Raw genomic sequence first — 17,596 nt, 5'->3', positions numbered from 1 at the left:
AACGACAATACGATTAAATCGCCCAGCCACCGGCATAGAACGCCACCAGGGCCACCGCGATCACGACGGTGCCAATATTCAGTCGGCGCCATTCGCCCGAGAAAATACGACCGATGACCAATGCGCTAAAGCCCAACATGATGCCGGTAACGATGTTACAGGTCAGTACGATAAATACCGCACACAGAAGGCCGGACATGGCATCAACAAAGTCGTTGAAGTCCAGTTTGGTCACGTTGCTCAACATCAGCAGGCCGACATACATCAGCGCAGGTGCGGTAGCATAAATCGGTACCAGATAAGACAACGGCGACAAGAACAAGATCAACAGGAACAACAGGCCGACTACGGTCGCCGTCAGGCCGGTTTTGCCCCCCGCCGCAGTACCCGCAGCAGACTCGATATACACTGCAGCCGGGGCTGCACCTACCAAACCGGAAAAAATGCTGCTCAGGGAATCCGACGTCAATGCTTTGCCGCCGTTGATGATTTGCCCGTCTTTATCCAACAGGTTAGCCTGACCAGCCACCGCACGAATGGTCCCGGTCGCATCAAACACCGCGGTCATCACCAATGCCAACACGCTTGGCAATACCACAGGCTGCAATGCCCCCATGATATCAAGACTGAAGATCAATGATTTGCCGTTAGCATCCGTCAGGCTAGGCATCGCGAACAAGCCCTGATATTTCACCGCCGGGTCAAACAGCAGACCAATGATCGAAATGACAATGATCACCAGCAGAATGCCACCGGGCACTCGCAGCTTTTCCAAGCCAAAAATCACCGCCAGCCCGAGCAAGGTCATCACAACCGGGAAGGACGTAAATGCGCCCAGCGCCACAGGCAAACCGTCCAGCGGGTTCTTCACCACCAGGCCCACACCGTTCGCGGCGATCAACAACAGGAACAGGCCAATGCCAATTCCGGTACCATGCGCCACGCCCATCGGCAGATTACGCAGGATCCAGGCACGAATACCGGTTACCGAGATAATGGTAAAGAGTACGCCCATCAGGAATACCGCGCCCAGCGCCACTGGAATGCTGATGTGTTGCCCCAGCACCAGGCTGAAGGCGGTAAACGCGGTCAGTGAAATCGCACAACCGATAGCCATTGGCAAATTCGCCCACAGCCCCATCAGTAACGATCCAAGACCGGCGACCAAACAGGTCGCGACAAACACCGCCGTTGGCGGGAAACCCGCCTTGCCGAGCATGCTCGGTACGACGATCACCGAATAAACCATCGCCAGGAAGGTGGTTAACCCCGCCACCACTTCCTGACGCACGGTGCTGCCACGCGCAGAAATATTAAAATAACCATCAAGCCCGCCTTTTGGTTTAACGGCGTTGTTCGCTTGAGAATTCGACATGTTGCTGTCCCCTGTGTTTCATTGCCAGCCCGTTTCAAAAGGCTTGTTGTTCCGCCCACGCATGTTTATTACGGTATCGTTTCCGTCACGTTCGCGTCCTTGCCCTTTACGCATGCTGCCAACCGGCATCACATATAAGGCAAACGTTTAACTCCCATTGCGTGAAACGGGTGATTTATGGTGGTTTATTCAAGGCAAACGATTATCCAGCCTTCTACACCCTCTGATCAACCAAAGATCGCGGCAATTCATGCAAAAAGCCTGGGGAACTATCATTATCGAAAATACGGTTTTTGTCCCATAGGTAAATCCGATGGGAATGCCCCCCAAAAACGGGGGGCCGAAGCAGCTACTGCGCCCGCGCTGCATTTTCATCCATGTACATCAGTTCCCAGATATGCCCGTCAAGATCCTGGAAACCATGCCCATACATAAAGCCGTAATCTTGCGGTTGGTTATAAGTATTACCGCCGGCGGCGATCGCCTTACGCACCACATCGTCTACCGCTGCCCGATTAGGCTGCGACAAACATATCAGCACCTCAGTCGCCTTCCTGGCATCGCTAACCGGATTCGGGGTGAACATTTTGAATTTTTCGTGGGTAAGCAGCATCACATAAATGCTGTCGCTGACCACCATGCAGGCGGCGGTGTCATCGGTAAACTGTTGATTAAAGCCGAAGCCCAGCTGGGTGAAAAAAGCAACAGATGCGGGCAGATCGCCCACCGGCAGGTTAACAAAAATTTGCGTAGCCATGGGCTACCTCCGATGAAGAGTGACCTCATCGAGTATAGCCCATCGTCTTAACTCAGCAGGTCATAAGGTCCCCCCTGATCCAGAGCGCGCTGATAGGCTGGACGTGAATGAATACGCTGCAGATAACCACGCAATTTCGGGCAAGCGTCCAGTGCGCCGCGCGCCGCCATCGCTTCCAGCGGGAAGCTCATCTGGATATCCGCCGCGCTGAACTCATTACCGACAAACCAGGTATTTTTGCTCAGGTGTTGTTCCAGATAGTCGCAATGCGGCGCGATCTGTTTGTCCAGGTACTCACGCTGCACGCCTTTGCCAATCGCCCCCGCGACGGGCCTGAGCAGCCAGGGTATGGGTGGCTGACCCAAGCGGCTGAACACCAATTTCATCACCAGTAATGGCATTAGCGAACCTTCGGCATAATGCAGCCAGTATCGGTACTGCTGACGGGCATGGTAATCGGTGGGAATAAACTGCCCCTGCGCATCGTAGGCTTCCTGCAGGTATTCAATAATGGCACCGGATTCCGCCAGCGTCAGATCACCATCGACAATCACCGGCGACTTGCCCAACGGATGGATCTTCTTCAAGGCTGGCGGCGCCAACATAGTCTGTGGATCACGCTCATAGCACTGTACCTGATAGGGCACATCCAACTCTTCCAAAAACCACAGAATACGCTGCGAACGCGAGTTGTTCAGATGGTGAACAATGATCATGAGGACGCTCCTATCCGTTGCCACACCAATTCGCCGATCTGCACGCCGTTACCAAGCTGCAGCGGTACCGTACGCAGTTGGAGACGATCGCCGGAGAAATGATAAAAGCGCTCCTGCCGGCTACCGATCCAATTGGGGAACGAGCTGCCTTCAACCTGATGCACTACCCGCTGGTCGCTCTCATCCACCTGATAGCGACCAAAATAACAAATCATATTGATAAAGGCGGCGTGGGTTTCCTGGTCAGTGCCCTGCGCCAGATCGTCGGCGACAAAGCATGGCCGGGTAGCGCTATATAGCTGCGCCGCCATGGTGCCATTGGGCTCGTAGTTAATGCGACCCAGCACCTGCTCGCCCAGCGGATGATTGACCCTGCCGTCCTCCCCTTTGAAGACAGAAGACACCAATGACCAGCTGCCAATAAACGCGTTGACTGACATGCCATTTACTCCTCTAAGGTTCCTGCTTACTCAAAGGGTAGTGGCCATTTTTCCGGTACGCCAGCGCAAGCCGCGCCGCTCAGAAATAAGTCAATTTATTTGATAGAGATTATCAAAACTCTCCGATTTTCTATTCAGCCGCGTCAGCCTATTATCTAACACATCGAGAGACGACAACCTCTCAACCCTAAAACACCCTGAGGAATGAATCATGAAAAACATCAAAATTTTTGCTACTGCTCTACTGCTGACTACCGCTTCTTTCGCTAGCGTTGCCGCTGACCAACTGACCAGCCAACCTGCTGCCGACGCCCAGAAAATCGGTGTCGTATCCGTTAGCGGTGCCTCTAACCTGAGTGCATTGGAAAGCGAATTAGCTAGCAAAGCTGCAGCGTCAGGCGCCAGCTCTTATCGCATCATTGCTGCGGGCGGCCAGAACAAACTTTACGGTACCGCAGAGATTTTCAACTGATCGTCAGACAGTTAACTGACGGAAGAAAGAAGCCCCGAAAGGGGCTTTTCTCGTTTCTAGCGGGCGTCAAAACGGGCGGCCAGCTTCTGCTGTCGGAATTGTTCGGTAATGTAATCGACAAATACTCGGGTTTTGGTTGGCAAGAACTTGGTGGTAGGGAAGTACAGGCACAGGCTACCGCGGTCGACATACCAACCTGGCAGCACCCGCATCAAGCGGCCACTTTCCAGAAAGGGCAAGGCATTTGGCATACTGATGAGTGCAATACCCAGCCCCATTTCCGCCGCCCGGGCCGCCGCTTCTGGCTCATTCACCGTCATTTTTATTGCCATAGCCGGTACCCGTTGCTCGTTATCTGCATTTCGCAACGGCAAGTTGCGGATTCGCCCTGTTTGCGGCGAACGGATAAAAATACCCGCATGTTCCGCTAACTGCTCTGGCTGCTGAAGTCTCGGGTGCCGCTGCAGATACTCGGCAGAAGCGACCAGGACGCCGTGTGCGGGCGCCAGTTCACGGGCGATCATCCCCTGTGGCAGCTCGATGCCCCCGCCCATTGCCACATCGAAATGCTCACCGATCAGGTCCACCTGACGATTATCAAAATGCCAGTCTGGAACAATCGACGGATAACGGGCGAGAAAGTCCGGCAACATTGGCAGCACAAAATGCAGACCAAAGGCGGTGCCCATACTGACCTTCAACGTCCCAACGGCGACCCCACCACTGCTGCTCACCCCTTTCAATGCACATTGGATCGACAGTAAACCGCTGCGAACGTCCTGCAAAAAACGCTCACCCTCTTCGGTCAGGGTCAATTTGCGTGTATTACGCTGAAACAGCCGCACGCCCACCAGCGTTTCCAGTTTGGTAACGTTCTTCCCCACCGCGGCAGAGCTGATACCCAGCTTGCGGCCAGCAGCGGAAAAACTGCCACTCTCTGCACTGCTGACAAAACATTCCAGATGACCAAGCATGGTTTTCCCGCTGATTTCAAACCTATGGTTTACTCTGATTATAGCTCTTTTGGGCTAGTTACCGATCCGCGCTTCTCCGATACTGAACCGGTAGATTCTTTAACCTCATCCCCACTTTGGAGAAACATCATGTCCGCAACTCTCTCTTTGAAAGGCAAAGTCGCATTCGTTCAGGGCGGTTCACGTGGCATTGGTGCCGCCATTGCCAAACGTCTGGCGCGCGAAGGCGCCGCCGTCGCATTAACCTACGTAGCCTCTGCTGATAAAGCCGATGCGGTGGTCAATGACATTATTTCCGCCGGAGGCAAAGCCCTGGCCATCAAGGCTGATAGCGCCGACGCTGCCGCACTGCAACAAGCGGTACGCCAGGTCGTAAATAGCTTCGGCAATCTGGATATTCTGGTGAATAACGCTGGCGTGCTGGCGATGGGCAGCACCGAAGAACTGCCGCTGGAAGATCTTGATCGCACTCTGGCAGTTAACGTACGCAGCGTGTTTGTCGCCAGCCAGGAAGCCGCCCGCCATATGAATGACGGCGGCCGCATCATCAATATTGGCAGCACCAATGCTGAACGTATGCCTTTTGCCGGCGGCGCAGTCTATGCCATGAGCAAATCTGCGCTGGTCGGCCTGACCAAAGGTATGGCGCGCGATCTCGGCCCGCGCGGTATCACCGTCAATAACGTTCAGCCCGGCCCTGTGGATACTGATATGAACCCGGCCAACGGTGATTTCGCCGAGCAGTTGAAAGCGATGATGGCGATCAGCCGTTATGGTAAAGATGAAGAGATCGCCAGTTTCGTCGCTTACCTCGCCGGCCCTGAAGCGGGATATATCACCGGCGCCAGCCTGAGCATTGACGGCGGCTTCTCGGCTTAATCTTTCTCAGAAAAGCAAAAAGCCCCTTTCGGGGCTTTTTTATTGGCTTCAGGCAACGGATATCAGAAAGGAATATCGTCGTCGAAGTCCATTGGTGGTTCGTTGCTGCTGGCAGCCGGTGCATTGTTCTGCGCTGGACGAGCTTGCTGGCCACCGCTGAACTGGTTGCCACCCTGTGGCTGCTGAGGTTGGCCCCAACCGCCCTGGCCACCGGAAGCCTGGCCGCCGCCTGCTGGAGCACCACCGCCTTGACGGCCGCCCAGCATCTGCATGGTGCCACCAACGTTAACCACAACTTCGGTGGTGTATTTTTCTACGCCAGCCTGATCGGTCCATTTACGGGTCTGCAGAGCACCCTCAATGTACACCTGGGAACCTTTACGCAGATATTCGCCCGCCACTTCAGCCAGCTTGCCGAACAACACAACACGGTGCCACTCGGTCTTTTCTTTCTGCTCGCCAGTTGCCTTGTCACGCCAGCTTTCGGAGGTTGCCAGGGTAATGTTGGCCACTGCACCGCCATTCGGCATGTAACGGACTTCCGGGTCTTGGCCCAGATTCCCGACCAGAATTACTTTGTTTACGCCTCTGCTGGCCATGAGAACTCTCCTGATGATTGATTTTTACACAGTATAAACGAGTAAGTTTAACACGCTCAGCCTGAAACGACACCCGTGTTGATTACTGCGTCTTGTATTCCAGAATTGTCCTTTCGATCGACTTGCTTGCATTCATGTACTGGATATTCATTCAGGTTTTTTTGTGTCATAATTATGCGTTTCGTACTGGCTGTGCCGGTTTTTTGCGCGTTCGATCACAAAACAACCTGTAAATAACCCAGACAGGCGCGGTGTATCATCAAGACGGGAAGTGTAAATGGATAATATCGAAGTTCGTGGTGCTCGAACCCATAATCTCAAAAACATCAACCTGATTATCCCGCGTGACAAGCTGATCGTCGTCACCGGCTTGTCCGGTTCAGGCAAGTCCTCGCTGGCCTTTGATACCCTGTATGCCGAAGGGCAGCGTCGCTATGTCGAATCGCTCTCCGCCTATGCACGCCAGTTCCTTTCGCTGATGGAAAAACCGGACGTCGACCACATTGAAGGTCTGTCACCGGCGATCTCCATCGAGCAGAAATCGACCTCGCATAACCCACGATCCACGGTCGGTACCATCACCGAGATCCACGATTATCTGCGCCTGTTGTTTGCCCGCGTCGGCGAACCACGCTGTCCGGAACACCATGTACCGCTGGCGGCGCAAACTGTCAGCCAAATGGTGGACAACGTACTCAACCAGCCGGAAGGCAAACGCCTGATGCTGCTGGCGCCGGTCGTGAAAGACCGCAAGGGCGAGCACACCAAAACGTTGGAAAACCTGGCGAGCCAGGGTTACATCCGTGCCCGTATCGACGGTGAGGTGTGCGATCTGTCCGATCCGCCTAAGCTGGAATTGCAGAAGAAACACACCATCGAAGTGGTGGTTGATCGCTTTAAAGTGCGTGACGATCTGTCTCAGCGTTTGGCAGAATCGTTCGAGACGGCGCTGGAGCTGTCCGGCGGTACCGCAGTGGTCGCCGATATGGACGACGAGAAAGCGGATGAGCTGCTGTTCTCCGCCAACTTTGCCTGCCCAATCTGCGGTTACAGCATGCGCGAACTGGAACCCCGTCTGTTCTCGTTCAACAACCCAGCCGGTGCCTGTCCGACCTGTGATGGTCTGGGTGTACAGCAGTTCTTCGACCCGGAACGCGTGGTGCAAAACCCCGAGCTTTCGTTGGCCGGTGGCGCAATCCGCGGCTGGGATCGCCGTAATTTCTATTACTTCCAGATGTTGCGCTCATTGGCAGAACATTACGCGTTCGACGTTGAAGCCCCCTTCAACAGCCTGGACGCCAACGTGCAAAAAGCAGTACTCAGCGGTTCCGGCAAAGAGTCGATCGAATTCAAATACATTAACGATCGCGGTGATACCACCGTGCGCCGCCATCCGTTCGAAGGCGTACTGCACAACATGGAACGCCGCTATAAAGAGACCGAGTCGAGCGCAGTCCGTGAAGAGCTGGCGAAGTTCATCAGCAACCGTCCTTGCGCCTCCTGCCACGGCACCCGTTTGCGCGAAGAAGCACGTAACGTGTTCGTTGAAGACACGACGCTGCCGGAAATCTCCGATCTCAGCATCGGTCACGCGATGACGTTCTTCCAGAACATGAAGCTCAGCGGTCAACGTGCCCAAATCGCTGAGAAAGTCCTGAAAGAAATTGGCGACCGCCTGAAGTTCCTGGTGAATGTCGGCCTGAATTACCTGTCGCTGTCACGCTCGGCAGAAACATTGTCCGGTGGCGAGGCACAGCGTATCCGGCTGGCCAGCCAGATTGGTGCTGGCCTGGTGGGCGTAATGTACGTACTGGATGAACCCTCGATTGGCCTGCACCAGCGCGACAATGAACGCCTGTTGGAAACCCTGATCCACCTGCGTAACCTCGGCAATACGGTGATCGTGGTAGAACACGATGAAGACGCCATCCGCGCCGCGGATCACGTGATCGATATCGGCCCCGGAGCCGGTGTTCACGGTGGCCAGGTCGTGGCAGAAGGCACCGTCGAGGACATCATGGCACAGCCGGAATCACTGACTGGCCAGTTCCTCAGTGGCAAACGTGAGATTGCCATTCCGGAACAACGCGTCCCCGCCGATCCAACCAAGGTGCTGAAGCTGAGCGGCGCACGGGGTAACAACCTGAAAGACGTGACGTTGACACTGCCGGTGGGACTGTTTACCTGCATTACCGGGGTTTCTGGCTCCGGCAAATCAACGCTGATCAACGACACGCTGTTCCCGATCGCGCAACGCCAACTCAACGGCGCCACCATTGCCGAACCGGCTCCCTTCCGTGACGTCAACGGTCTGGAGCATTTCGACAAAGTTATCGATATCGATCAAAGCCCGATCGGCCGTACGCCACGTTCCAACCCGGCAACCTACACCGGTATCTTTACCCCGGTACGTGAACTGTTCGCCGGCGTGCCGGAATCACGCAGCCGCGGCTACAACCCTGGCCGTTTCAGCTTTAACGTTAAGGGTGGCCGTTGCGAAGCCTGCCAGGGCGACGGTGTGATCAAGGTCGAAATGCACTTCCTGCCGGATATTTATGTGCCGTGCGACCAGTGCAAAGGCAAACGCTATAACCGTGAAACGCTGGAAGTGAAGTACAAAGGCAAAAGCATCCACGAAGTGCTGGAGATGACCATCGAAGAAGCGCGCGATTTCTTCGATGCCGTACCGGCATTGGCGCGTAAGCTGCAAACCTTGATGGAAGTCGGCCTGTCGTATATTCGTCTTGGTCAGTCAGCGACCACGTTGTCCGGCGGTGAGGCACAGCGCGTCAAACTGGCGCGTGAACTGTCCAAACGCGGCACCGGCCAAACGCTGTATATTCTGGATGAACCTACAACCGGTTTACACTTCGCCGATATTCAGCAACTGCTGGCGGTGCTGCATCAATTGCGCGATCAGGGCAATACCATCGTGGTCATTGAACACAACCTGGACGTGATTAAAACCGCGGACTGGATTGTCGACCTGGGGCCGGAAGGCGGCAGCGGCGGCGGTGAAATCCTGGTTGCCGGTACACCAGAAACCGTGGCCAACTGCGAAGCGTCGCATACCGCGCGTTTCCTCAAGCCATTACTGAAGAAGAAGTAACCCTGCCCGGCGGGCCGTTCCTGTGACGGCCCGCACTATTACCCGTTTCGGTAAAATTGAACAGAAACAGGCAAGATTTAGACATTTTCAGGCATTTCCCTCCTCGCTCACCGCTTTTATCATCAATGTTCCCTCTGTGGCCCCTTGATATACTCAGGCCGCGTCTCACCGGCATCCGCTGCCGGAAACTGTTCTCCCACTCATTGATGACTGGAGTTACCATGAACATTACGCATGCCTATGCCGCGCACGACGCCAAGTCAGCGCTAGTTCCTTTTGATTACACACCGCGCACCCTGCGCGACCACGATGTGCAAATCAACGTTCTGTTCTGTGGCGTCTGCCATTCTGATTTGCATCAGGCCCGCAACGAATGGAGCAATACGCTTTTCCCGGTAGTGCCCGGCCACGAAATCGTAGGTCGAGTGAGCGCCGTAGGCAGCCACGTTTCACGTTATAAGATCGGCGACTTGGTTGGCGTTGGCTGTATGGTGGATTCCTGCCGCAGTTGTCCGAGCTGTGACGAAGGGCTGGAGCAATACTGTGAGAACGGCTTTACCGGCACCTATAACGGACAGGATCGACAAACCGGCGCCACCACCTACGGCGGCTACTCAACCGATATGGTGGTAGATCAGGACTTCGTGCTGCGCGTACCGGAAAACCTCGATCCTGCCGGAGTGGCCCCGTTGCTGTGTGCGGGTATCACCACCTATTCCCCACTGCGCCAATGGGGCGCCGGGCCGGGTAAAAAGGTGGGGATCGTTGGCCTCGGCGGGCTGGGGCATATGGGCGTCAAATTGGCCCGGGCGATGGGGGCGCATGTGGTGTTGTTCACCACTTCCACATCTAAAGTCGAGGACGCCAAACGCCTTGGCGCGCATGAAGTGGTGATCTCACGCAATCCGGACGAGATGGCCCAACACACCAACAGCTTCGACTTTATACTCAATACGGTCGCAGCCCAGCACGATCTGAACCCGTTCCTTAACCTGCTGCGCCGCGACGGTACCCTGACGCTGGTCGGCGCACCAGAACACGACCATCCGTCACCGCAGGTGTTCAATTTGATCATGAAGCGCCGCCGTATCGCCGGTTCGCTGATCGGCGGCATTGCGGAGACTCAGGAGATGCTGGATTTTTGCGGCCAACATGGCATTACCTCGGATATTGAGCTGATCCCGATGCAGCAAATCAACCAGGCCTTCGAGCGGATGCTGAAAAGCGACGTGAAATACCGTTTCGTGGTGGACATCAATTCACTGCGCGCCTAAGCACTTCGGGCGCCCACTGTGGCGCCCGATTTTTCCTACAGTTGTTTAATGATTCGCGCCGGGTTGCCACCGACCACGCAGTTGGCTGGCACATCTTTAGTCACCACCGCACCGGAAGCCACCACCACGTTATCCCCCAGCGTAACGCCCGGATTTATCACTGCCCGACCACCGATCCACACGTTATCACCAATATGCACCGGTTTGCCAAACTCTGCCCCGCCGACACGGGTTTCTGCGTCCAATGGATGGGTAGCAGTGTAAATATGGACGCCCGGTGCCAACATGCAGTTATCACCGATATGCACTTCGCACACGTCAAGGATCACGCAATCAAAATTAGCGTAGAAGTTTTTGCCCAGATAAATGTTGTAGCCGTAATCACAGCGAAACGTCGGTTCGAGGGTTCCGCCCTGATATTGACCCAGAAGCTCCACCAACCATTGTTTACGCAATGCCCCCTCATCCGGAGATGAGTGGTTATAATGGTGTACCAACTGGCGCGCGCGCTTGCGCTCGCTGCGGAGTAACTCGTCACCAGCGTCATACAATTCACCCGCAATCATCTTGCGTTTTTCTTCACTCATGGCCATGTCATGACATCCTTTCGTCTTACGGCTTATTGATTAATGAAGCCTAGTCGTTTCAATCAAACATTAAAAAGGGAACGTTCCCATAATCAAGCTGACTTCACAATTTGGAAGATTAACTGAAGGAAGGGTGAAGATCGTAAAAGGCAGGTCTGTACCTGCCCCTTAAGATTCAAGCGCGCAGTTCTTGGCGTACGTGCTCAGGTAATCCCTGCAACACCAACTGATACGAGCTGTCGATCAAGCTATAGAACTGAGAGTTCGGCAGGTTGCCGTCGAGAAACACGGTATTCCAATGGGCCTTATTCAACCGCTCGCAGGCCACGATCTCTGGATGGTGTTCCCGCAGGCTTTCCGCCAGCTCCGGGCTGGACTTTACCGCCAGTGCCGGCCGCCCCTGCACCTCGCACACCATGGCAAACATCACGTCACCAACCTTGATCTGACTTGCCTGCCACTGGTTCTGGTCGCTCTGTTCCGCGCCCGGCTTCGCCATGCAGTATTCCAGCAGTGCTGTGTTATTCATTGGGTTATTCCCCCTGTAAAGTGGCCACAACCCGGCGTGAACCGCCGTGGATGCGGTGCTCCCCCAGCCAAATTCCTTGCCATGTGCCCAGCATCAGTCGCCCGTGACCGACAGGCAGCGTCAAGGACGTGCCCAACAGAGAGGATTTGATGTGCGCCGGCATATCGTCCGGCCCTTCATAGTCATGTTGGTAGGGTGCGTTCTCTGGCACCTGACGCAGGAAATGCTGCTCCATATCGGCTCGCACCGTAGGATCACAGTTCTCGTTCAGCGTCAGCGAAGCCGAGGTATGCTGCAACAACAGATGCAGCAGGCCAGTTTGCAGGCGGTGTAAGTGGGTTAGCTGGTCGGTAATTTCTTCAGTAACCAGATGAAAACCACGCGCTTTTGCGCTGAGGATTAGCGTTTGCTGATGCCACATAAGTGAGCGCCCCTCAATCAGTATATTCTCTCTCCAGTTTGCGGCAACTCCGGCGACAAACCGACAACAAAAAAGGGAGCGATATCGCTATCGCTCCCTTCGCATGACGATGAACGTCAGTTCACCCTAACAGCAATCACTGCACCGCGGCAAACGCCTCGGCCACCTGATGCACGTTGTTATGGTTCAAGCCAGCCATACAAACACGGCCGCTGTGGATCAGATACACACCAAACTCTTCACGCAGGCGATCAACCTGTGCCGCGCTGAACCCGGTGTAGCTGAACATACCGCGCTGTTCCAGCAGGTAATCGAAGTTACGCTGCGGTAGAGCAACTTTCAGCGCTTCCACCAGCGTTTTGCGCATCTCAAGGATACGGTTACGCATAGTCTCGACTTCTGCCAGCCACTGGGCTTTCAGTTGCGTATCGTTCAGCACCTTTGCCACCACCTGCGCACCGAAGTTCGGTGGGCTGGAGTAGTTGCGGCGAACCGTCGCTTTCAACTGACCCAGCACGCGCCCGGCAGCTTCTTCGCTTTCGCAGACCACTGACAGGCCGCCGACACGTTCACCGTACAGCGAGAAAATTTTCGAGAACGAATTGCTCACCAGGCACGGCAAGCCCGCGGCAGCAAGGGTGCGAATGGCATAAGCGTCTTCGGTAATCCCGCCGCCAAAGCCCTGGTAGGCGATATCGAGGAACGGGATCAATTCACGTTCGGCGATCACCTTAACCACGTCATCCCACTGGGCGTTTGTCAGATCAGAGCCCGTCGGGTTATGGCAGCATGGGTGCAACAGGGCAATGCTGTGTTTTGGCAGTTGTTTCAACGCGCTGAGCATTGCGTCAAATTTCACACCCAGGCTTTCGTTGTCAAAGTACGGGTAGGTGTTCACCTTGAAACCGGCACCGCCAAAGATGGCAATGTGGTTTTCCCAGGTCGGATCGCTGACCCATACCTGCGAATCCGGAAAGTAGCTTTTCAGGAAGTCGGCACCGACCTTCAGCGCACCAGAACCGCCAACGGTCTGAATGGTGGCAACGCGTCCCTGCTGCAACATCGGGTGCTCAGCACCAAACAGCAGGTGTTGAACCGCAGTACGATAAGGGTGCAGGCCTTCCATCGGCAGATAGACCGACGCCCCCTGATCCACCGCGTTCAACTGCGTTTCCGCTGCGGCAACTGCTTTCATCTGCGGGATAATGCCCTGCTCGTCATAGTAAAGGCCGATACTCAGGTTAACCTTGTGCGAACGGGGATCTTTTTTGAATTTTTCCATCAGCGACAGGATCGGGTCACCTGCATAGGCATCAACGTTCTGAAACACGGGGTTGTTCTCCTGGATTATTAGGGTTGGGGGCACAGCATTAGGCTCTAATATAGACGGAAAACGGCGTTCGGTCTGAGCTTTATCTCGCAACGGGCAACAAACCGTTTTCCTTGATACGGTTGAGCACGACCGCCGTTTTGATATGCGCCACACTTTTATGCCGCGACAGCGTCTGGCTGATGAAATCGTCCAGCGCCGGCAGATCCGCCACGGCCACTTTCAGCAGGTAGTCAGCGTCGCCTGTGGTTTTATAAGCGTCAAGAATGGCGTCCACTTCTTCCAGCATCTGGTGGAAACTGTCAATTTGCTCCTGCCCGTGCTGAGTCAGACTTACTTCAATCAGCCCTACAAGCCCCAGCCCGACGGCCTCTGGCGCCAAACGCGCGTGATAGCCGCGGATCAGCTGTGCCTGCTCCAGGCTGATGCGCCGCCGTGAGCACTGGGAAGCAGACAGCCCAACCAATTCGCTCAGTTCCTGATTGGTCAGACGGCCATTGGTCTGTAACAGCGTCAGGATTTTCATATCAAAATCGTCAATGTTGTACATAGCCACCTGTAAACTGTGTTAATAAATGTTGACGTTACAGCCTATCAGTTTTTTGACTGTGGATACCCTCCCCCCGCCGAGGTTGTGAAGCGCACAGCAGCAATGCCGAACGTTTCCACCAACTCATGGCATAAAAAGTGGGTAACTCGCGCAAGTCAGCAACAATTAACGGCTAAATTGCGCATAAAACCACGAATGTATAAAAAGGACGCCGATGAAAAAGCTATTCCCTCTCGCACTGCTGGTTGCCGCCGGGAGCGCCAGCGCCCAATCGCACCTGGATAAAGTCATTCAGCAGGGCACGCTGGAAGTGTGCACGACTGGCGATTACAAGCCCTATACCTTCCTGAAAGAAGACGGCAGCTATGAAGGTATTGATATCACCATGGCGGAATCGCTGGCCAAGAGCCTGGGAGCCAAAGTGAAATGGGTGAAAACCAGTTGGAAAACCCTGACGCCTGATTTTGTCGCCGGTAAATGCGATATCGCTATGGGTGGGATCTCTGTCACGCTGCAGCGACAGAGGCAGGTGTTCTTTGCCGATAAGCTCGATACCGATGGCAAGATCCCGTTGGTGCGCTGCACCGACGTGAAAAAATACCGCACCATAGACCAGATCAACAAGCCGTCAGTGCGCCTGCTGGAACCGGCTGGCGGTACCAACGAAGCCTTCGTGCACGCCTATCTGCCCAAGGCCAAGCTGACATTGACCCATGATAACGTGGGCATTTTCCAACAGTTAGTCGACAAGAAAGCCGATGTGATGATCACTGACGCTTCCGAAGCGTTATATCAGCAAAAGCGTTATCCGAAACTATGTGCGGTAAATCCGAACAAACCGATGCAGTACGGCGAGAAGGCCTACATGCTGCCGCGTGATGATTTGAGTTGGAAACTGTATGTGGACCAGTGGCTGCACCTGGCCAAAGCGACCGGTGAGTATCAGAGCATTATCGATCAGTGGTTGGCGGTAAAGAAGTAACGCGCAAGTGATCGGGGCCAGCACATTGTCGCTGGCCCCCTCGGGAGGCTATTCGCCGATATATTCCATCGCCACGCGCTGCGTCAGCTTGGTGATCAGTTCGTAAGCGCTGATGCCGGTGCAGGCCGCAATGCGTTCAACCGGCAACGCACGACCCCACAGCACCACTTCATCGCCCACCTTATCTGTCGCATCAGGGCCCAGGTCCACCGACATCATGTCCATCGACACACGGCCCACGATTGGCACTTCACGGCCATTAAGCCACACGGGAGTGCCGGAAGGTGCGCTGCGCGGATAACCGTCACCATAGCCCATCGCGACCACGCCCAAACGGGTATCGCCTTCACTCACCCAGGTGCCACCGTAGCCGACAGACTCACCGGCCTTGTGCTCGCGCACGGCAATCAGGTTAGATTTGAGCGTCATGGCCGGCTGCAGATCAAACTGACAGCCATTGGAACCGTCCATCGGCGAAACGCCGTAAAGAATGATCCCCGGACGGACCCATTCGTTGTGCGCGTCCGGCCACAGCAGCGTGCCACCGGAAGCCGCGATCGAACGCTGCCCCGGTTTGCCACGGGCAAAGTTCTCAAAACACTGCATTTGCTTGAGCGTCGTGTCGGATTCGGGTTCATCGGCACGGCTGAAGTGGCTCATGATATTGACGGGCTGCACGACGTTGCGGCAGGCACTCAAACGTTGATAGAAGGCCTCAGCCTGCTCCGGGCGTACGCCCAGGCGATGCATGCCGGTGTCCAGCTTCATCCACACGGGCACCGGACGTGATAACGTGGCCTGCTCCAGCGCTTCAAGCTGCTCGATACTGTGCACTGCGGTTTCGATGTTGTTGGCTACCAACACGGGCAAATCTTCGGCGGAGAAGAAGCCTTCCAGCATCAAGATTGGCTTGACGATGCCACCGGAGCGCAACATTAGCGCTTCGCCAATGCGCGCCACGCCGTAGCAGTCGGCATCTTGCAGGGTGTGCGCTGTTTCCAGCAGGCCATGTCCATAAGCGTTTGCTTTCACAACGGCAATCAGGCGACTTTGCGGCGCCTGGCGGCGCACCTGTTGCAGATTATGTCGCAGAGCGCGGCGGTCGATTACAGCGGTTGCCGCTTTCATTTCAGTTCCTTAGCTGATTATTCGTCATCATATTGTGGCCCCGCGTAGTTATCGAAACGCGACCACTGGCCGTTAAAGGTAAGGCGCACGGTACCGATAGGGCCGTTACGCTGCTTACCCAGAATAATTTCAGCAATCCCTTTCAGATCGCTGTTCTCGTGATAAACCTCATCACGGTAGATGAACATAATCAGGTCGGCATCCTGCTCGATGGAACCAGACTCACGCAGGTCTGAGTTGACCGGACGCTTGTCGGCACGCTGCTCCAGGCTTCGGTTCAGCTGCGACAGCGCCACCACCGGCACTTGCAGCTCTTTCGCCAATGCCTTCAACGAGCGGGAAATTTCGGCGATCTCCAGGGTACGGTTATCGGACAGGGCCGGCACGCGCATCAGCTGAAGGTAGTCGATCATGATCAGGCTAAGGCCGTCATGCTCACGGAAAATACGGCGCGCGCGCGAACGCACTTCGGTTGGCGTTAAACCGGAGGAGTCATCAATGTACATATTGCGCTTCTCCAGCAGGATACCCATAGTGCTGGAAATACGCGCCCAATCCTCGTCATCAAGCTGACCGGTACGGATACGCGTTTGGTCAACGCGTGACAGTGACGCCAGCATACGCATCATGATCTGGTTGCCTGGCATCTCGAGACTGAAGATCAGCACCGGTTTTTCCTGCGTCATCGCAGCGTGTTCGCACAAGTTCATGGCGAAAGTGGTTTTACCCATCGAAGGACGGGCGGCAACGATGATCAGATCCGACTTTTGCAAACCGGCGGTTTTCTTGTTGAGATCCTGATAGCCGGTGTCCACACCGGTAACGCCATCATGCGGCTGCTGATACAACTGCTCGATGCGCGCAACGGTATCCTCCAGGATGCGTTCGATACCTTTCGGGCCTTCATCTTTGCTGGCACGGTTTTCCGCAATTTGGAATACGCGTGATTCAGCTAGATCGAGCAGGTCTTCACTGCTGCGCCCTTGCGGATCATAACCGGCGTCGGCGATCTCATTCGCCACCGAGATCATCTCACGCACTACCGCACGTTCACGTACGATATCGGCATAAGCGCCAATGTTGGCAGCACTCGGGGTATTTTTCGATAACTCGGCCAAATAGGCGAAGCCACCGACAGAATCCAGCTCGCCTCGCTGTTCCAGCGATTCGGACAGCGTGATCAAATCGATCGGCCGGCTCATTTCCAGCAGGCGCTGCATCTCGGTAAATATCAGACGGTGCGGGCGACTGAAGAAGTCGTTGGCAACAACACGTTCTGCCACGTTGTCCCAGCGTTCGTTATCCAGCATCAAACCGCCCAACACGGACTGTTCCGCCTCCAGCGAATGTGGCGGCATCTTCAGCCCTTCCATCTGGCGATCTCGTGGACGATCTCTGGCCTCGTCCGCGTTTGTTTTGTTGGTTGGTTTTTTTCCTGCCATGAAGCGTATTCTTTATCCGGTTGCGAATGGAG

18 protein-coding genes are annotated in these 17,596 nt (G+C 55.1%); 5 read left to right on the top strand and 13 right to left on the bottom strand.

Annotated features, from left to right (window positions below; translation table 11 throughout):
- Positions 1 to 13: 13 nt before the first annotated feature.
- From AC2FC2_RS07950 to AC2FC2_RS07935, 4 genes are all read right to left on the bottom strand, one after another.
- Positions 14 to 1,375, bottom strand: a complete 1,362-nt coding sequence (locus AC2FC2_RS07950; RefSeq protein WP_209637047.1) for an NCS2 family permease — start codon at positions 1,373 to 1,375, stop codon at positions 14 to 16.
- 349 nt (positions 1,376 to 1,724) lie between these two features.
- Positions 1,725 to 2,132 carry a VOC family protein gene (locus AC2FC2_RS07945; RefSeq protein WP_209637045.1) on the bottom strand — a complete coding sequence of 136 codons (408 nt, stop codon included), beginning with the start codon at positions 2,130 to 2,132 and terminating at the stop codon, positions 1,725 to 1,727.
- Positions 2,133 to 2,179: 47 nt separating this feature from the next.
- Positions 2,180 to 2,848: a glutathione S-transferase family protein gene (locus tag AC2FC2_RS07940; RefSeq protein WP_490659048.1), complete on the bottom strand. Its 669-nt coding sequence runs from the start codon at positions 2,846 to 2,848 to the stop codon at positions 2,180 to 2,182.
- Positions 2,845 to 3,288 (bottom strand): lipocalin-like domain-containing protein, encoded by a 444-nt coding sequence (locus AC2FC2_RS07935; protein WP_209637041.1) that lies wholly within the window; start codon positions 3,286 to 3,288, stop codon positions 2,845 to 2,847. The genes AC2FC2_RS07940 and AC2FC2_RS07935 overlap by 4 nt, the downstream gene beginning before the upstream one ends.
- Before the next feature lie 211 nt (positions 3,289 to 3,499).
- On the opposite strand from AC2FC2_RS07935, the gene bhsA reads away from it, so the two are divergent.
- The gene (gene bhsA, locus AC2FC2_RS07930) at positions 3,500 to 3,760 is read left to right on the top strand and encodes a multiple stress resistance protein BhsA (protein ID WP_209637039.1); all 261 of its coding nucleotides are present in this window, start codon (positions 3,500 to 3,502) and stop codon (positions 3,758 to 3,760) included.
- Between the two features lie 56 nt (positions 3,761 to 3,816).
- On the opposite strand, the gene AC2FC2_RS07925 is transcribed toward bhsA, so the two are convergent.
- Complete coding sequence (locus AC2FC2_RS07925; protein ID WP_404760538.1) at positions 3,817 to 4,734, bottom strand: LysR family transcriptional regulator; 918 nt, start codon at positions 4,732 to 4,734, stop codon at positions 3,817 to 3,819.
- Between the two features lie 129 nt (positions 4,735 to 4,863).
- Here AC2FC2_RS07925 and AC2FC2_RS07920 point away from each other — a divergent pair, with 129 nt between their 5' ends.
- Positions 4,864 to 5,613 carry a 3-oxoacyl-ACP reductase family protein gene (locus AC2FC2_RS07920; RefSeq protein WP_490659047.1) on the top strand — a complete coding sequence of 250 codons (750 nt, stop codon included), beginning with the start codon at positions 4,864 to 4,866 and terminating at the stop codon, positions 5,611 to 5,613.
- Positions 5,614 to 5,675: 62 nt separating this feature from the next.
- Here the strand turns inward: AC2FC2_RS07920 and ssb1 are convergent, their stop codons facing one another.
- A complete protein-coding gene (gene ssb1, locus AC2FC2_RS07915; protein ID WP_020837150.1) occupies positions 5,676 to 6,212 on the bottom strand; it encodes a single-stranded DNA-binding protein SSB1 in 537 nt (178 codons plus the stop codon).
- A gap of 277 nt (positions 6,213 to 6,489) precedes the next feature.
- Between ssb1 and uvrA the strand changes: the two genes are divergently transcribed.
- Positions 6,490 to 9,321 (top strand): excinuclease ABC subunit UvrA, encoded by a 2,832-nt coding sequence (gene uvrA / locus AC2FC2_RS07910; protein ID WP_209637033.1) that lies wholly within the window; start codon positions 6,490 to 6,492, stop codon positions 9,319 to 9,321.
- Between the two features lie 221 nt (positions 9,322 to 9,542).
- A complete protein-coding gene (locus tag AC2FC2_RS07905; RefSeq protein ID WP_490659046.1) occupies positions 9,543 to 10,595 on the top strand; it encodes an NAD(P)-dependent alcohol dehydrogenase in 1,053 nt (350 codons plus the stop codon).
- Positions 10,596 to 10,630: 35 nt separating this feature from the next.
- Here the strand turns inward: AC2FC2_RS07905 and maa are convergent, their stop codons facing one another.
- The 5 genes from maa to AC2FC2_RS07880 all read right to left on the bottom strand — a co-directional run bounded on the left by maa (position 10,631) and on the right by AC2FC2_RS07880 (position 14,012).
- On the bottom strand, positions 10,631 to 11,188 hold the full coding sequence (gene maa / locus AC2FC2_RS07900) for a maltose O-acetyltransferase (RefSeq protein ID WP_322740295.1): 558 nt from the start codon (positions 11,186 to 11,188) through the stop codon (positions 10,631 to 10,633).
- A gap of 169 nt (positions 11,189 to 11,357) precedes the next feature.
- On the bottom strand, positions 11,358 to 11,711 hold the full coding sequence (locus AC2FC2_RS07895; RefSeq protein WP_209637029.1) for an MmcQ/YjbR family DNA-binding protein: 354 nt from the start codon (positions 11,709 to 11,711) through the stop codon (positions 11,358 to 11,360).
- Positions 11,712 to 11,715: 4 nt separating this feature from the next.
- Positions 11,716 to 12,132, bottom strand: coding sequence for a secondary thiamine-phosphate synthase enzyme YjbQ (locus AC2FC2_RS07890; protein ID WP_017894193.1), 417 nt, complete (start codon positions 12,130 to 12,132; stop codon positions 11,716 to 11,718).
- A gap of 136 nt (positions 12,133 to 12,268) precedes the next feature.
- The gene (locus AC2FC2_RS07885) at positions 12,269 to 13,462 is read right to left on the bottom strand and encodes an amino acid aminotransferase (protein WP_209637027.1); all 1,194 of its coding nucleotides are present in this window, start codon (positions 13,460 to 13,462) and stop codon (positions 12,269 to 12,271) included.
- A gap of 82 nt (positions 13,463 to 13,544) precedes the next feature.
- Positions 13,545 to 14,012 (bottom strand): Lrp/AsnC family transcriptional regulator, encoded by a 468-nt coding sequence (locus AC2FC2_RS07880; RefSeq protein ID WP_209637025.1) that lies wholly within the window; start codon positions 14,010 to 14,012, stop codon positions 13,545 to 13,547.
- Positions 14,013 to 14,226: 214 nt separating this feature from the next.
- Here AC2FC2_RS07880 and AC2FC2_RS07875 point away from each other — a divergent pair, with 214 nt between their 5' ends.
- Positions 14,227 to 14,994: a transporter substrate-binding domain-containing protein gene (locus tag AC2FC2_RS07875; protein WP_209637023.1), complete on the top strand. Its 768-nt coding sequence runs from the start codon at positions 14,227 to 14,229 to the stop codon at positions 14,992 to 14,994.
- A 48-nt stretch (positions 14,995 to 15,042) separates the two neighbouring features.
- Here AC2FC2_RS07875 and alr read toward each other — a convergent pair whose 3' ends face one another.
- The gene (gene alr / locus AC2FC2_RS07870; protein WP_490659045.1) at positions 15,043 to 16,122 is read right to left on the bottom strand and encodes an alanine racemase; all 1,080 of its coding nucleotides are present in this window, start codon (positions 16,120 to 16,122) and stop codon (positions 15,043 to 15,045) included.
- Between the two features lie 17 nt (positions 16,123 to 16,139).
- Complete coding sequence (gene dnaB / locus AC2FC2_RS07865) at positions 16,140 to 17,564, bottom strand: replicative DNA helicase (RefSeq protein ID WP_209637019.1); 1,425 nt, start codon at positions 17,562 to 17,564, stop codon at positions 16,140 to 16,142.
- Between the last annotated feature and the right edge of the window lie 32 nt (positions 17,565 to 17,596).

It is taken from the genome of Serratia sp. CoH_122_TC_1 (genome assembly GCF_058191755.1).
This window is presented reverse-complemented; position numbering and strand designations above follow the sequence as displayed.

Excerpts from the sequence above, each read along its gene's own strand:
- AC2FC2_RS07935 (WP_209637041.1), bottom strand. The coding sequence starts at position 3,288 with ATGTCAGTCAACGCGTTTATTGGCAGCTGGTCATTGGTGTCTTCTGTC.
- AC2FC2_RS07950 (WP_209637047.1), bottom strand. The coding sequence starts at position 1,375 with ATGTCGAATTCTCAAGCGAACAACGCCGTTAAACCAAAAGGCGGGCTT.
- AC2FC2_RS07890 (WP_017894193.1), bottom strand. The coding sequence starts at position 12,132 with ATGTGGCATCAGCAAACGCTAATCCTCAGCGCAAAAGCGCGTGGTTTT.
- AC2FC2_RS07940 (WP_490659048.1), bottom strand. The coding sequence starts at position 2,848 with ATGATCATTGTTCACCATCTGAACAACTCGCGTTCGCAGCGTATTCTG.
- bhsA (WP_209637039.1), top strand. The coding sequence starts at position 3,500 with ATGAAAAACATCAAAATTTTTGCTACTGCTCTACTGCTGACTACCGCT.
- AC2FC2_RS07895 (WP_209637029.1), bottom strand. The coding sequence starts at position 11,711 with ATGAATAACACAGCACTGCTGGAATACTGCATGGCGAAGCCGGGCGCG.
- AC2FC2_RS07925 (WP_404760538.1), bottom strand. The coding sequence starts at position 4,734 with ATGCTTGGTCATCTGGAATGTTTTGTCAGCAGTGCAGAGAGTGGCAGT.
- AC2FC2_RS07905 (WP_490659046.1), top strand. The coding sequence starts at position 9,543 with ATGAACATTACGCATGCCTATGCCGCGCACGACGCCAAGTCAGCGCTA.
- AC2FC2_RS07875 (WP_209637023.1), top strand. The coding sequence starts at position 14,227 with ATGAAAAAGCTATTCCCTCTCGCACTGCTGGTTGCCGCCGGGAGCGCC.
- uvrA (WP_209637033.1), top strand. The coding sequence starts at position 6,490 with ATGGATAATATCGAAGTTCGTGGTGCTCGAACCCATAATCTCAAAAAC.
- maa (WP_322740295.1), bottom strand. The coding sequence starts at position 11,188 with ATGGCCATGAGTGAAGAAAAACGCAAGATGATTGCGGGTGAATTGTAT.
- AC2FC2_RS07945 (WP_209637045.1), bottom strand. The coding sequence starts at position 2,132 with ATGGCTACGCAAATTTTTGTTAACCTGCCGGTGGGCGATCTGCCCGCA.
- dnaB (WP_209637019.1), bottom strand. The coding sequence starts at position 17,564 with ATGGCAGGAAAAAAACCAACCAACAAAACAAACGCGGACGAGGCCAGA.
- ssb1 (WP_020837150.1), bottom strand. The coding sequence starts at position 6,212 with ATGGCCAGCAGAGGCGTAAACAAAGTAATTCTGGTCGGGAATCTGGGC.
- alr (WP_490659045.1), bottom strand. The coding sequence starts at position 16,122 with ATGAAAGCGGCAACCGCTGTAATCGACCGCCGCGCTCTGCGACATAAT.
- AC2FC2_RS07880 (WP_209637025.1), bottom strand. The coding sequence starts at position 14,012 with ATGTACAACATTGACGATTTTGATATGAAAATCCTGACGCTGTTACAG.
- AC2FC2_RS07920 (WP_490659047.1), top strand. The coding sequence starts at position 4,864 with ATGTCCGCAACTCTCTCTTTGAAAGGCAAAGTCGCATTCGTTCAGGGC.